Source organism: Pleomorphomonas oryzae DSM 16300 (assembly GCF_000422965.1).
Classification (GTDB): Bacteria; Pseudomonadota; Alphaproteobacteria; order Rhizobiales; family Pleomorphomonadaceae; genus Pleomorphomonas; species Pleomorphomonas oryzae.
Window position 1 is genome coordinate 1 of sequence record NZ_AUHB01000026.1, and the last position, 12,132, is coordinate 12,132.

Below are 12,132 nucleotides of genomic sequence, written 5' to 3' on the forward strand. Positions count from 1 at the left end.
TCGAGCATCGGTGCGACGGCAAAAATCGGCCCCTTGATGTTGCTCGACTTTTCTGAATTCTCTCGATTATTTCGTTGCGACCGTTGCAAATCTCACATCTTTCGTTGCGTATTTAGCGATATTCGCGGGCATTCGTTCGGGCTATTTTGGACACTGTTCTAAATGTTCGAACACAAAGGGCCGTGTACCAAATGGGGAGCATCGTAGAGCGGAAGCGGAAGGACGGAAGCACCTCCTATCTGGCGAAGGTGTCCGTCATGAAAGACAAGGTGATAGTCCATAGCGAGGCGAAGACATTTGACCGCCGGCCGGCTGCGGCAGCATGGATCAAGGCCCGCGAAAAAGAGCTTTCCGAGCCGGGTGGTATCGAGCGTTTAAACGCCTCGTCCATAACACTGGAAAAGGCGATTGAAAAGTATGAGGCTACCGCTAGGAAGCCGTTCGGGAAAACCAAGGTACAGGTTCTAAACAGTCTGAAGGCGTGGCCTATCGGGCAGGAGGCTTGCATAGCGCTGGATAGCCAGAAGCTAGTGGAGTTCGGCCAATGGCTACTTGACGGCGACCGCGAGCCGTCCACGGTCGGGAACTACATCAGCCACCTTGCATCCGTTTTCGCTGTAGCTAAGCCCGCCTGGGGGATACCTCTGGACATGGAGGCTATGGAGGGCGCGCGCGCCGTCATGACCCGCCTGGGGATCATCGCCAGACCGAAGGAACGGACCCGGCGACCGACAATCGACGAGGCGTCCAAGATCGTCGAGCACTTCGACCGGCGGGCTATGCACCGATCCATGCCGACCCCTATGGCTACCATCGTCGTGTTCGCCATCTTCTCCACGCGCCGGCAGGAGGAGATTGTCCGAATTCGTTGGACCGATCTTGACGAGGAAGGAAGCCGCGTTCTTGTCCGCGACATGAAGCACCCCGGCGAAAAGATCGGGAACGACCAGTGGTGCAACCTTGTCCCAGAGGCGCTGGAGATCATCAAAGCCCAGCCAAGAACAGCCGATGAGATTTTCCCCTACACCACTGACGCGATCACGGCCGCGTTCACGAGGGCCTGTCAGTTCCTCGGGATCGAGGACTTGCATTTTCACGACTTGCGCCACGAAGGCATCAGCCGGCTATTTGAAATGGGCTGGAATATACCGCAGGTCGCTGCCGTCTCCGGACATCGGTCATGGTCGAGTTTACGGCGCTACACCCATATGAGGCAAACCGGCGACAAATGGGCGGGGTGGCCGTGGCTCGCAAAGATGACGGCGCAAACCCTTCTGTGATCCCCTGTCATTATAGGGCCGGCCGGACTTCCAGGCTATCCGTGTTCCAGATAGGCGGCCGAACATGCTGACGATCATCCGTGGAGAACGGCGCGCGGCCGGTGCGGGTCTAGGCTGATATCCGTGCGCAATCGCAGAAGGAACAGGAGCCGGGCCTAGTGCCCGGCTTTTCCTTGCCCATCCCAATCCCCGATCTCATCAAGCCGCGTTGGGCTAGCACCTGGCTTTTTATAGACGACCTCATCGTCAGAGATGCGGCGATCCCACCCGAGCTTGTTCATGATGCGGGCGACGCGCGATGTATGACGGCGGTCAAGGTCCTGTGTCCGGATGCTTAGCAGGTCGCAAATCTCAAGCTGGCTGAAGGTTGCCCGGTCCTTGGAGGCGCGTACGATGATACCTGTCCATGCGTCCAGATCGGTACGGCTCTCTTGCGCCTCCGCGACGACATCATGCTCACCCTCAGCAATCCACCACGCTTCGCCCTGCCTGAATAAGTGCACGGCCTCTGCCCATATCTGGTCTCGATCGGCCGCTATGTCATCGATCGCGATGCGCTCCCCCACAGTGACCGGCCAGAAGCGGCGCGCGCCTGTAGGGTCATTGAAATACGGCTGTCCGTCAGGATTGATTGTGCCGGCGAGAACGACGCGGCGAGGCGCGCGTATCACCGACCGGCCATAGGGCGGGCGGTAGCGTTCCTCTTGCGTAGAGAGGAACTTTTTCACCTGATTGAAGTCGGCCGCGCTAAAGCGGTGCATCTCGGCAACCTCGATACACCACACGCCGGCCATCTCCTGAGAGGCATCCTTACTGCCGATGTCCGACAGCTTGTCAGTGAAAAACTCATCACCGAAAATCCGGCGCAAGAGCGTTGACTTCTTTCGCCCTTGAGGCCCCTCAAGGATGAGCATCGTATCAACCTTGCACCCTGGAGAGAGGGCGCGGGCAATGGCTGATATGAGGTACTTTTTCCCAACAGCGCGCGTGTAGGGGCTATCCGGAACCCCCGCATAGTAGGTCAGCCATGTATCGACGCGCGGCTGACCATCCCATTCCAAGCTCTCGACATAGTCGCGGAGTGGGTCAAAGCTGTTGTGCGAACAGCAGAGCATGACCATTGGCGCGAGGGCTGAATGCTTGGGAGCCATGCGAATACGCTCCAGCCACATCAGCGCCTCGGCATAATCGGTGTCCTTGAGCGGGCGCGGCTTCCACCCACTCTCACGCTCCCACGGCGGGCAGTTGATCAGCATCGGGGTATTGGTGAATTCGTTGTATTGGAACACCCCCTTCATGCTTTCGGAGTGCTCAAGGAAAAGCTGCCAGTTCGACGGAGACGAGGCCTTAAGCCCCTCCTCCGCTTCGATGAGCCCGCGCTTCCAGTCGGTATCTGGCGTGAACTTGACCCGTGTTCGGATGTCAATCAGATCAGCAGGGACGCCGGCCGGCGGCTTGCGTTCCTTCTTCTCTTTGGCATCCAGCTTGGCTTGCTGCTTCGGACGAAGCGCAATGACGTTGCTCTCCTCCGGCTCTGGCTGGGGCGCTGGCTGGCTTTCAACTTCTGCCGGCTGTGTCTGTACCTCCGGAGCAGGAAGGCCGCCAGTGGGCTGCGGATCGTCTGGCGGGGTCCACTCGCGTAGCCTTGTCTTGATGAACTCGTCGAGTTGCTCCCCCGTCCACCCGGCGTCAATCGCATCGGCACAATCCCACCCCGTCTCGACAGCGGCGCCGGCCTGAACGTCTTCGAACGAAGCGCGCTTGTCTCCATCCTCTGCGAAAGCCGGGGTGGCGATGATACGGACGCGGCACCCAAGTGAAACGAGATTTTCGGCGATACCTTTTTTTGCTGGTTTGCCCGGCTTTTCGGGTACCCCGTTTACGGTATCGAGTCCTGGACCGTCCGCGTCTGGCCAAATGACGATGTCAAGGCCGGCAAGGGCTGACCAGTCCGCATACTTCGCGCCCTGCGTCCCACCCGCCCAGGACACGAACACGCGGCCGGTCGCTTTCCGCCCCTTGTCCACGCACTTCTCGCCCTCAACAACGATCACCTGCCGCGCGTTTCCGATGTGCTCGCGACCATAGATCGGGCGCGGAGTCGGGAATGGGAACCTGCTCCAAGTCAGGCCGCCTCCGGGAAGGCGAACCCACATAACCATCGGTGTTTCCTTGCCGCCGTCGCGCAAGTTTCTGCGCAGCACGTAGCCGAGTAAGTCGCCGTTCTGGTCTCGGTAGGGGTGGACATGCGTCGTGACGAATTGCCCCCAAACCATATCCGTTTTGGCGCGCTTTGGATTGTAGAGCTTGACTGCCTGTCCGACGTGGAGGAGATCGGCCGGCGGCGGCTCTATCGTAATCCCCGCGTAAGCATCGACTGGAGCGACATCGGTTCTCGGCGCTATGTTCGCCTTGTCGGTGCGCTTCCCGCCGAGGATGCGGCAAGCTTCCTTGAAATCAACACCCTTGATTTTTTGCGTGAACTCGATCGCGTCGCCATGCTCACCGCAGCCGAAGCAGTGAAAGCGCTGGACGCTATCTTTGCCCGTAAAGATCGAGAACGATGGAGTGTCTTCCCGGTGGAACGGGCAACAGCCAACATGCTCCTCTCCGTCCTTTGTGAGCTTGACGCCGAACGACGCGGCTATCCGAGCCAAATTTGCTTCGCGCCGCATGCGCTCGACATCAAACATTCATTCCCCCGGAAGCGTTGCGATATTCACAACACTGTTCGCAACATAATTCAATAGGGTATTTTCACGTCGGGACAGATGCCGAGGACTGCCGCAAGCTCCTTCTCGTTATGGACGACGCCAGCACGGCCGCCGGCTGCATTCACGGCCGCTATGAAATCAAGCTGTTCCTTTGTCACTGGAGCGCGCTCCTTGACTTCGGCTACCGTGTAGATGGCGAACGTTTTTCCGACCATGTCCGGTATAATGACGATGGGCGACCATCCGCCAAGGTCAGACCACCCAGGGAAGCCGGAGTGGAATGGTCTTGCGTTTCTGATAACGACATCGCCGTTTTGGACGCGTGCTAGCCGCGTCGTAGTGATCCGGTCTACCGTATTCCCGGTCCACCCCATACCCGTGTTCTGGCGAAACAGGCGGGAGCCTAGGTTTGTAGCGGCGACCTGAAGCCGCCGCATGAGATCGCTTTCCATGGTCAGAACGGGATATCGTCGTCAAGCTGGTTCGACGGGCCGCCCCAATCTCCAGGGCGACCGCCGCCACTCGCCCGGCCCTGTGGGCTACGGCCGTCGCGCGTGCCGTAATCGTTCGACTGCTCGTCGTCGCCGTCGCCGTTGCTCACTCCACCGCTCAGAATATTCAGCTCGCCACGGAATTTCTGGAGCACGATTTCCGTCGAGTACCGCTCCTGACCAGACTGGTCGGTCCATTTCCGAGTTTGCAGCGCACCTTCGATATAAACCTTTGTCCCCTTCTTCAGGTACTTCTCCGCGACATCGGCAAGGTGCTCATTGAAGATCACCACCGAGTGCCACTCGGTGCGCTCCTTGCGCTCCCCGCTCTGCCGATCGCGCCAGTTTTCGGACGTGGCTATGCGCATGTTGACCACGGCATCGCCCGACCCCATCCGCCGCACCTCGGGGTCGCGCCCAAGATTGCCGATCAGAATGACCTTATTGACGCTTCCTGCCATTCTCAAAAATCCCCCATTACAAGCCGGTATCCACGACGGAAGCCGACAGTGTCGACGCTGACGCCGGAGCCTTGCAAACGCTTGCGAAGCAACGACAGTTGGGTCTTGAAGTACTTCAAGCCGGTCTCGTATTCCGGGCCGCCGTCCGGATCATCCGCCCATATGGCATCCATTATGCGGGTCGTTGGGCATGGATGGCCCTTCATCTTCCACACTGCGGTCAGGATCGCAGCCTGTTGCGGAGGAAGCTCCAAATCGTCGATAACAATTTGAAGCGACGGCCTTTGTACATCTCCGCCGCAACACGGGCATTTCATCGGTGTGGTAAGGTCTCTGATTTTTGGCGCATCTGCCTCGTCAACAGATCGTGCGATCTCATCAAGTACACTACCCGGTCTATATGATAGATATGCGCCTGATCTGCTCAGTGGTTTCAGTTCCATTCTTGCGCCCCGCTCTTGGCTGCTCTTGCGGTGAAAACATGTGCTGCCCACTTCTCGGGACTTTTGTAGCCACGTGAAGTCGCAAGACTAATCAATTCTTCCAGGGTGTCGGCGCGGTATTGCTCCTCGCGCCTTTGCCGACGCAGTACCGCCGGATCAATTTCCCGAAGCTCGCCATCAACCTCGTCGAGGTGTCGGCCGCCCTGTCCCCCGTCCTTTTGCTTGGCTATGACCTGACCGCAGATCGGACAGCGTGGAGCCGGATCAAAGGCCGCGAAGCACTTCGGACAGATCACCGTCCGCGTCATTTGGCTCTTCTTCTTCCGACCCTCTAGCGACCACTCGCGGTCTTCATCGGGTAGTCCGAGGCGCGGGATGTTCCCGACAAGGTCTAGGAGGATTGCCGGCTCCGGCTTCTTTCGAAGGCCGCGCCCCATCTGTTGCAGATGCTTGGCGAGTGATTGCGTCGGCGCGTGCTGTAAGACCGCCTCGATCGTGACATCCCTGTCTACCTGTGCCGCGAGGTCGAACCCTTCGCAGAACAGTGAGCAGTTGACGATCACATCTATTTGCCGGTCGGCGAAGCCGATGAACGCCGCGCGCCTGTCGGCTTGTGGTGTCTCTCCATCGAGCGCAACGGCCATGACACCATTCGCACGGAACGTCGCCGCCAGTTCTTCGGACGCAGCTACCGACCTAGAAAACGCAATCGTCCGCTTTCCAAGCGCGAAGCGCTTCCAATGGCTGACCGCATTCGACAGTATGGCGCGGCCGGCCATCAACTCCTCAACCTCAGACGAGACATACTCGCCCTTGCGGGTATGCACCGACGATAGGTCCAGGCCGTCCGGGCAGAACGCGCGGTATTTCGACAGATGACCATGCTCTATGAGCCAGCCGACAGACGGCCCCATGACCATCTTGTCCCAGACATCCCCAAGCGGCTTTCCGTCCAGGCGCTCTGGAGAGCCCGATAGGCCAATGAGCCTCGCCCCTTCCTCCTTGTAATGCTTGGCAACATCAGCCCAGCCGGCAGCAGCAGAAAGATGCGCTTCGTCTACAAAGACGTAATCGGCCGGATACTTCCCAAGGCGGTTGCGCAGCGTCTGGATAGAGGCGATGAAGCACGGGAAATATGGGTTCGTCAGCTCATTCCCGGCGATGATGGAAAACGGAATATCAAACGCTGAAAATGTCTTGGCGGTTTGAACTATCAGATCAACGCGGTGGACGCAGAAGATGACGCGCTTTCCGTTGGCAATGAGGCGCTGGATAATTGCCGCAGCAATGACCGTCTTCCCGGCACCGGTTGGGGCATAAGCCAGAACAGACGAGCTTGAGCGAAGGGCTGTGCGCAGCTTCCCGACTACGTCATCCTGATAGGGGCGAAGCTCGATAATCACCGCTACACCCGCCCCCACTTGACGAGTTCGCGGATTTTCTCTTCGAACCGGGCCAGGATGTAGAGACGATTGACGAGCTGTGTAAGTTGATTGACCTCGTCAGCCGTCACATTGACGGCCGTGAAAGACGCAACCGTGCCATTATGCATGACGGTCTTTGTCAGAATACCGTCGAGCAAGTCGGCTTGCTGCTTTATGGAGAGTGGTGCTGGAACCTGAGCGGCCGGGGCGTCAGGCATTTTCGGCAACGCTCTCGGTCACATCGTCGATGGTCAGGGGTGTTCCGCGAGCGGCGGCAATAACCTTGAGGTCGTTGAGGTCATCGCCATTGATGCGGCCGACAGGGTCACGCACCGCCCGACTGATCTTCGATCTATCCTTCCCCATCGCGCGCCCGAGTTCGGCCGCGTTCATCCCGAGCTTTGCATAGACCTTCTGCCAAGGCGTTTTCGGGTGCTCCACCGTCTTCATTGGGTCCCTCTTTAGGCTGTGCGACTTACGCAACAATTGGCAACATACGTTGCGAATTTCGCATCGTCAACCATGTCGTGAATTTTACTGACACCAAATCCAGAATATCCCTTTCAATGATCAAATGTTGCGTGTTACACAACAATCCGAGATCAAGGGTGTATTCAAAGGACGCCAGCTATGGCTAAAGATGTAGATCAAGCATGGTTTATGGACCAACTAAAAAAGAACGGTAAGTCTCTAAGGGGGCTTGCTAAGCATATGGACGTTGACCCGTCCGGAATATCCCGGATGTTTTCAGGACAACGCAAGATGAAGGTTGAAGAGGTTAGCGAGATAGCGTTATTCTTAGGCGTACACACTTCTGAGGTACTTAAACACGCCGGGGTGGCCTATGATCTTGACGGGGCTCCAACGAGAATATTGTTGGCGTCAACCATAGATGAGCATGGAAATCTGTCTAGTCTGCATGAAGCAAGGCCCCTGCCGCAAAGTCTTATTGATAGAGCGCAATCAGCAACACGTGACATCAACAGCCAAATCATTGCGGCACAGGTCCGCGCGTCGTCTGGACCATTAACGGTATGGGACGATGCTGTCATACTGTTCCAACACACTGATGTTGTTGACTCTTCAGCTATAGGTCAGCTGTCGATCTGCCGGGCGTCCAGTGGGGAGCAATTCCTTGCTCGGGTGATTAGGGCTAGAAAGACAGGCGAGGCACTAATCGTTCGCATTGACGATATCGAACAGGAAACAATGCTTGTTACCGCAACACCAGTGCTCGCGGTGCTGCCATAAAAGAAAACCCGGACAAAGCCGGGCTACGCTAGTCCATCACTGCGGATAAATGCGGCGCGGTCCAATGGTATCGCAACACTGACCGCGCCGCCGCCGTGCGCCTGGGGAGAGTCCGCCGGGGAATGATGGCGGCAGCGCTGGCGATGTATGGAGTTCCCGTCGCGCGCTCTACGACACTATGCGCCTGGGGCTTACTATCGCCGACCAGTGGAACCATATCGAACGCCCTTTCGGGCGAATTACGCGCGGTACCTTTCGGTTTTCTACGGTGTTCGATAGGGGCCTCGCGAGCCGTACTACACTACCGCGAGCCGCCGCGCCGGCTCCACCATCGTTGCCCATTCGGGCGAAACTGGTCAGGGTACGGAGTTCCGACCTCCGGCGTCCAGCTCCCAAAGCCGGTACTCTTCCACACGAGCTTTACCCTGTCAGCCACGGCAGCATTCAGCCCCTACGGGTTTATCAGCGGTGAAAGGCCTAAAGCCCGCCAATATCACCTTGCCCGAGCCTATGCGCCGTGACCGTTGCGACATTCGCACCGCGCAAATTCTTTGTCAAGCCTGTTGACATTACAGCATCGTCTCTCTTATTGTTGCGATTGTCGCAACACAAAGATGGATCAGCCAATGATCACGCTCAACCCAAACGCCCCCGCTCCGGTAGCGCCCGGCGTCTACCTCAACCTGTCAAACGAGGCGTACCACCACGGCCCCGGCATTTCCAAGAGTGGCCTTGCCATCATGGAACAGAGCCCCATGCACTTCCGCGCGCCGGAGAAACCGAAGACGAAGCTCCAGCAACAGGCCCTCGACTTTGGTTCGGCCTTTCATATCGCCGTGCTGGAGCCGGAGCGCTTTGACGCCGCCGTCCTTCGCGGCCCCATTGATAGACGCGGAAACAAGTGGGACGACGCGGAAGCCTATTGCAAGTCAAAGGGTATGATCCTTCTCACTGAAGGCGACCACGACAAAGTGCAAACCATGCGCGACGTTGTCCACTCTGACAACGAAATCCACAACATCATTACGCGCGGCAAGCCTATGGCGGAGATGTCCGTCTATTGGGAACGCGAGTATCTATACACCCCCACCGAGACCGGCGAGGAAATTGGGGTCCCTATCCTTTGCAAGTGCCGCACCGATCTATACCGTCAGGACCTAGACCTCGTTCTTGACCTTAAGTCGGCCGAGGATGCCAGCAAGGCGGGGTTCGCTAAAGCCATCGCAAACCAGCTCTACCACATGCAGGAAGCATGGTACGAGGGCGGGCTATCAACTGCCGGCATCCCGTCATCCTTCTGTTTCCTCGCGGTAGAGAAGGAGCCACCCTACGCGTTCGACCTCTACGAAATCCCACCGTCCTTCTACGCTGAGGGCCTTGCCCTCGCGGAACGCGCCTTCGCCCGATACGCGGACTGCCTAGTCAGAAACGAGTGGCCCGGCTATCGCAAGCCCGGCGACACGGTCAAGGAGCTTAGCTTCCCACGTTGGGCTTACAAACTGACCAAGGCCCCCGACGATGCCGACGCGGACGTTTGAGGAGTGGACGCGCATCCTCTGGAATGCGTCCTACTTCATCCAGCGCGGCGACGATCAAGACCGAGCCGCCGCCCGGCAAATCCTCCAGAACGTAGCCAGCAACGCGCCCGGACCGATAGCCGGACGAGCATCGGCATTGATTGAGGGAACACCGAATGTCAACTGAACTACAGCAGACCGAACAGTCCGAGAAGCGGACGCCGACTACCATAGCCGCCGGTCTCAGGCCGCAGCTTGCGGAGACGCTTCCGAGCTACATCAACCCGGACAGTTTCGCGCGCACCATCCAGACGGCGTTGCAGGTCAACCCGAAGCTACTGCAATGTACGTCTCGCTCTCTGATGATCGCGTGCATGAAGGCCGCAGCCGATGGCCTGATCCTTGACGGGCGCGAAGCCGCGCTGATTGACAGAAATGTCAACGTCGGAACGAAGCAAGCCCCGCAGTATGAAATGCAGGCTACCTATCAGCCCATGTTCCAAGGGCTGATGAAGCTCGCGAGGAACAGCGGAGATATTTCGAGCATCATTGCTCACGTCGTATTCAAGAACGATACGTTCCATTACATCCTTGGCGACGAGGAGCGCATCGAGCACTCGCCGGCAGGGCTAGAAGAAGACCGGGGGGACCCCATCGCCTGCTACGCAATTGCCAAGCTTAAGGACGGTACTGTAGTTCGAGAGATTTTGCGCAAGTCGGAAATACTCAACATTGCCGAGCAGGGAAAGAACGCTTGGCAATATAAGCCAGAGTCCGGGAAGAACTACGGCGAGTGGTGGCGCAAGACACTAATCCGCCGCATCTGCAAGTACCTTCCGAAGTCTACCGACGCTATCGGCCGCTTCGTCCAGGCGGCCGAACGTATCGACGACGACTTTGATTTTGAACTTGAGCCTGAGCAGCCAGCGGCCAAGCTTCCGCCACCCAAGAAGCGCGGCGGAGCGGCGGAGGCGCTGAAGAGCATCAACCCCACCGCGCCCGTCGAGCCGGATGCCTCCCAGGCAAAAACCTTCGACGACGAGACAGGCGAAATAATCGACGGTGAATATACCGGCGACGACATGGCCGAAGCCGATACGCCGAAACCCAAGGATGACTTCTGACAAACTGGCGCGGCGACCGAGGGGCCGCCGATCTGATCAACCTACAAGGAGAAAATAGGAAAATGGCTAAACACGTTCAGATTATCGCCCTCGCTATCAAGGGCTACATCATTGTTGACCGCGACATGGGCAAGCAGCTTGAGGCGCTGACGGCTCTCCGCGACGCCCACACCAGCGGCGACTATTCGAAGGTGATCGCGATGGCAACCATCGACGCGGTCAAGGCCGAGCAGAAGTCGCGCCGGTTCGACGACGCCCCGGCGATCGAGCCCGGCGAAAACAGCCACGGTTCCCAGACCGAGGACGCGGACGCGCTCGAAATGCACGACCCGTCCAAGGGTGAGCCCGGCTACCCCGAGCCGTCCGAGGAAATTATCTACGACGCCGCAAATGCGAGCGACGGCCCCCAGGACGCCGGCCCAAACGATGACGAGGACGTGCCGGCGTTCCTGAAGGGAGGCAAGAAGCCTAAATCGGCCTTGTCCGAATAACAACACCGTTGCGTTAATCGCAACATGATGCTAATGATGATGGGCGATGCGTTTAAACGTGTCGCCCATCTTTTGTTGAAGAGGCCTACCATGAAGGTGTTCACGCGACACTGTGCCGAATGCGGAGAAGCGTTCCAGAGCAAGCGTGCTGACAAGGAATTCTGCTGCACGCCTTGTCGTCAAGCCTTCAATAATCGACGCATGCAGCGCGGCGCGGAACTCTACGACCTATTCCGGATCATGCGTCGAGAGCGCGACGTTGCAAAGACCGAAGGCGTGTGGGCTGAAATGTGCCGGCTTGAGCGTCAATGGAATGACGAGGACGAAGGCCAGAAGACATGGCAGTCTGCGAAAAAAGCCCTCGCCAATCTCAAGGGCAAGGGCTCTATTCCAATCGGTGTTGTGGTGGCCCGTGGGATCACGGGGAAGGCACGGACGGCGGTGAAGCTGTCTTAGCCATGCCGGCCGATACGTCGTCGTAGAAGGCCGCGCAATCGGCCGTGCGCCGATCCTGATTGTCGGCGACAATTTCCCACCGACCCTGCACCGCTCGCCATTTCTCGCCAGCCTGAGGCCAAACACGCATCATCTTGTCGCGGCACCGGGCCGGCAGGGCTGGAAGGCTCACCCCAGCCGACTGTTTGCCGATCTCACTTGACGCCGACGCTAGGCGCTGATCGAGATTTCCGCACCCACTCAAGATCGCCATCAGTGACGCGACAACCATCGCCGCTATCATCGGCCGCAACAGCCGCCTCGTATTGCTTCCACGCATCGTCCGCTTCCCTGTTCGCCGCCTCGGCCCGTGCCCGGTCGCTGGCGGCGGCCGCCTCCGCCACCTTGAACTGGCGCTTCATCTCGTCGATCTGGCCCTGTAGCGCCGTCTTCTCCGCAACTGCCACATATCCGGCGCGGGCGTCGCGGATCACGGCGGGG

14 protein-coding genes are annotated in these 12,132 nt (G+C 58.5%); 6 read left to right on the forward strand and 8 right to left on the reverse strand.

The window, feature by feature from the left end; genetic code table 11:
- The first annotated feature begins 191 nt into the window (after window positions 1–191).
- Window positions 192–1,280, forward strand: coding sequence for a site-specific integrase (locus tag G522_RS0123775; RefSeq protein ID WP_026793162.1), 1,089 nt, complete (start codon window positions 192–194; stop codon window positions 1,278–1,280).
- Window positions 1,281–1,435: 155 nt separating this feature from the next.
- On the opposite strand, the gene G522_RS29320 is transcribed toward G522_RS0123775, so the two are convergent.
- Genes G522_RS29320 through G522_RS0123810 form a run of 7 tightly spaced genes read right to left on the reverse strand, consistent with a single transcriptional unit; the run spans window position 1,436 to window position 7,263 of the window.
- Window positions 1,436–3,973 (reverse strand): VapE domain-containing protein, encoded by a 2,538-nt coding sequence (locus G522_RS29320; protein WP_051229189.1) that lies wholly within the window; start codon window positions 3,971–3,973, stop codon window positions 1,436–1,438.
- Window positions 3,974–4,023: 50 nt separating this feature from the next.
- Entirely contained in the window at window positions 4,024–4,446 is a 423-nt protein-coding gene (locus G522_RS29325; protein WP_051229191.1) for a hypothetical protein, read from the reverse strand.
- A 2-nt stretch (window positions 4,447–4,448) separates the two neighbouring features.
- Window positions 4,449–4,946, reverse strand: coding sequence for a single-stranded DNA-binding protein (ssb, locus tag G522_RS0123790; protein ID WP_026793163.1), 498 nt, complete (start codon window positions 4,944–4,946; stop codon window positions 4,449–4,451).
- 2 nt (window positions 4,947–4,948) lie between these two features.
- Window positions 4,949–5,389, reverse strand: a complete 441-nt coding sequence (locus G522_RS30205) for an AfsR/SARP family transcriptional regulator (protein WP_156887044.1) — start codon at window positions 5,387–5,389, stop codon at window positions 4,949–4,951.
- Window positions 5,380–6,792, reverse strand: a complete 1,413-nt coding sequence (locus G522_RS28495) for a DEAD/DEAH box helicase (protein ID WP_169453599.1) — start codon at window positions 6,790–6,792, stop codon at window positions 5,380–5,382. Before G522_RS28495 ends, G522_RS30205 begins: the two co-directional genes overlap by 10 nt.
- Window positions 6,793–6,794: 2 nt before the next feature.
- Window positions 6,795–7,031, reverse strand: coding sequence for a hypothetical protein (locus G522_RS0123805; protein ID WP_026793165.1), 237 nt, complete (start codon window positions 7,029–7,031; stop codon window positions 6,795–6,797).
- Window positions 7,024–7,263, reverse strand: coding sequence for a hypothetical protein (locus G522_RS0123810; protein ID WP_026793166.1), 240 nt, complete (start codon window positions 7,261–7,263; stop codon window positions 7,024–7,026). The genes G522_RS0123805 and G522_RS0123810 overlap by 8 nt, the downstream gene beginning before the upstream one ends.
- 180 nt (window positions 7,264–7,443) lie before the next feature.
- On the opposite strand from G522_RS0123810, the gene G522_RS0123815 reads away from it, so the two are divergent.
- The 5 genes from G522_RS0123815 to G522_RS29330 all read left to right on the forward strand — a co-directional run bounded on the left by G522_RS0123815 (window position 7,444) and on the right by G522_RS29330 (window position 11,652).
- Window positions 7,444–8,064 (forward strand): helix-turn-helix domain-containing protein, encoded by a 621-nt coding sequence (locus G522_RS0123815; protein WP_026793167.1) that lies wholly within the window; start codon window positions 7,444–7,446, stop codon window positions 8,062–8,064.
- Window positions 8,065–8,690: 626 nt separating this feature from the next.
- Window positions 8,691–9,602 carry a PD-(D/E)XK nuclease-like domain-containing protein gene (locus G522_RS0123820; protein ID WP_026793168.1) on the forward strand — a complete coding sequence of 304 codons (912 nt, stop codon included), beginning with the start codon at window positions 8,691–8,693 and terminating at the stop codon, window positions 9,600–9,602.
- Window positions 9,603–9,757: 155 nt separating this feature from the next.
- On the forward strand, window positions 9,758–10,705 hold the full coding sequence (locus G522_RS0123825; protein ID WP_026793169.1) for a recombinase RecT: 948 nt from the start codon (window positions 9,758–9,760) through the stop codon (window positions 10,703–10,705).
- Window positions 10,706–10,767: 62 nt separating this feature from the next.
- Entirely contained in the window at window positions 10,768–11,196 is a 429-nt protein-coding gene (locus G522_RS0123830) for a hypothetical protein (protein WP_026793170.1), read from the forward strand.
- 90 nt (window positions 11,197–11,286) lie between these two features.
- On the forward strand, window positions 11,287–11,652 hold the full coding sequence (locus G522_RS29330) for a hypothetical protein (RefSeq protein WP_156887045.1): 366 nt from the start codon (window positions 11,287–11,289) through the stop codon (window positions 11,650–11,652).
- A gap of 194 nt (window positions 11,653–11,846) precedes the next feature.
- Here G522_RS29330 and G522_RS30335 read toward each other — a convergent pair.
- On the reverse strand, window positions 11,847–12,132 hold a 286-nt coding region (locus G522_RS30335; RefSeq protein ID WP_169453600.1), incomplete at its 5' end, for a hypothetical protein.

Bases quoted from the DNA above. Each gene is read 5' to 3' on its own strand.
- G522_RS0123775 (WP_026793162.1), top strand. From the start codon at position 192: ATGGGGAGCATCGTAGAGCGGAAGCGGAAGGACGGAAGCACCTCCTAT.
- G522_RS29320 (WP_051229189.1), bottom strand. From the start codon at position 3,973: ATGTTTGATGTCGAGCGCATGCGGCGCGAAGCAAATTTGGCTCGGATA.
- G522_RS29325 (WP_051229191.1), bottom strand. From the start codon at position 4,446: ATGGAAAGCGATCTCATGCGGCGGCTTCAGGTCGCCGCTACAAACCTA.
- ssb (WP_026793163.1), bottom strand. From the start codon at position 4,946: ATGGCAGGAAGCGTCAATAAGGTCATTCTGATCGGCAATCTTGGGCGC.
- G522_RS30205 (WP_156887044.1), bottom strand. From the start codon at position 5,389: ATGGAACTGAAACCACTGAGCAGATCAGGCGCATATCTATCATATAGA.
- G522_RS0123805 (WP_026793165.1), bottom strand. From the start codon at position 7,031: ATGCCTGACGCCCCGGCCGCTCAGGTTCCAGCACCACTCTCCATAAAG.
- G522_RS0123810 (WP_026793166.1), bottom strand. From the start codon at position 7,263: ATGAAGACGGTGGAGCACCCGAAAACGCCTTGGCAGAAGGTCTATGCA.
- G522_RS0123815 (WP_026793167.1), top strand. From the start codon at position 7,444: ATGGCTAAAGATGTAGATCAAGCATGGTTTATGGACCAACTAAAAAAG.
- G522_RS0123820 (WP_026793168.1), top strand. From the start codon at position 8,691: ATGATCACGCTCAACCCAAACGCCCCCGCTCCGGTAGCGCCCGGCGTC.
- G522_RS0123825 (WP_026793169.1), top strand. From the start codon at position 9,758: ATGTCAACTGAACTACAGCAGACCGAACAGTCCGAGAAGCGGACGCCG.
- G522_RS0123830 (WP_026793170.1), top strand. From the start codon at position 10,768: ATGGCTAAACACGTTCAGATTATCGCCCTCGCTATCAAGGGCTACATC.
- G522_RS29330 (WP_156887045.1), top strand. From the start codon at position 11,287: ATGAAGGTGTTCACGCGACACTGTGCCGAATGCGGAGAAGCGTTCCAG.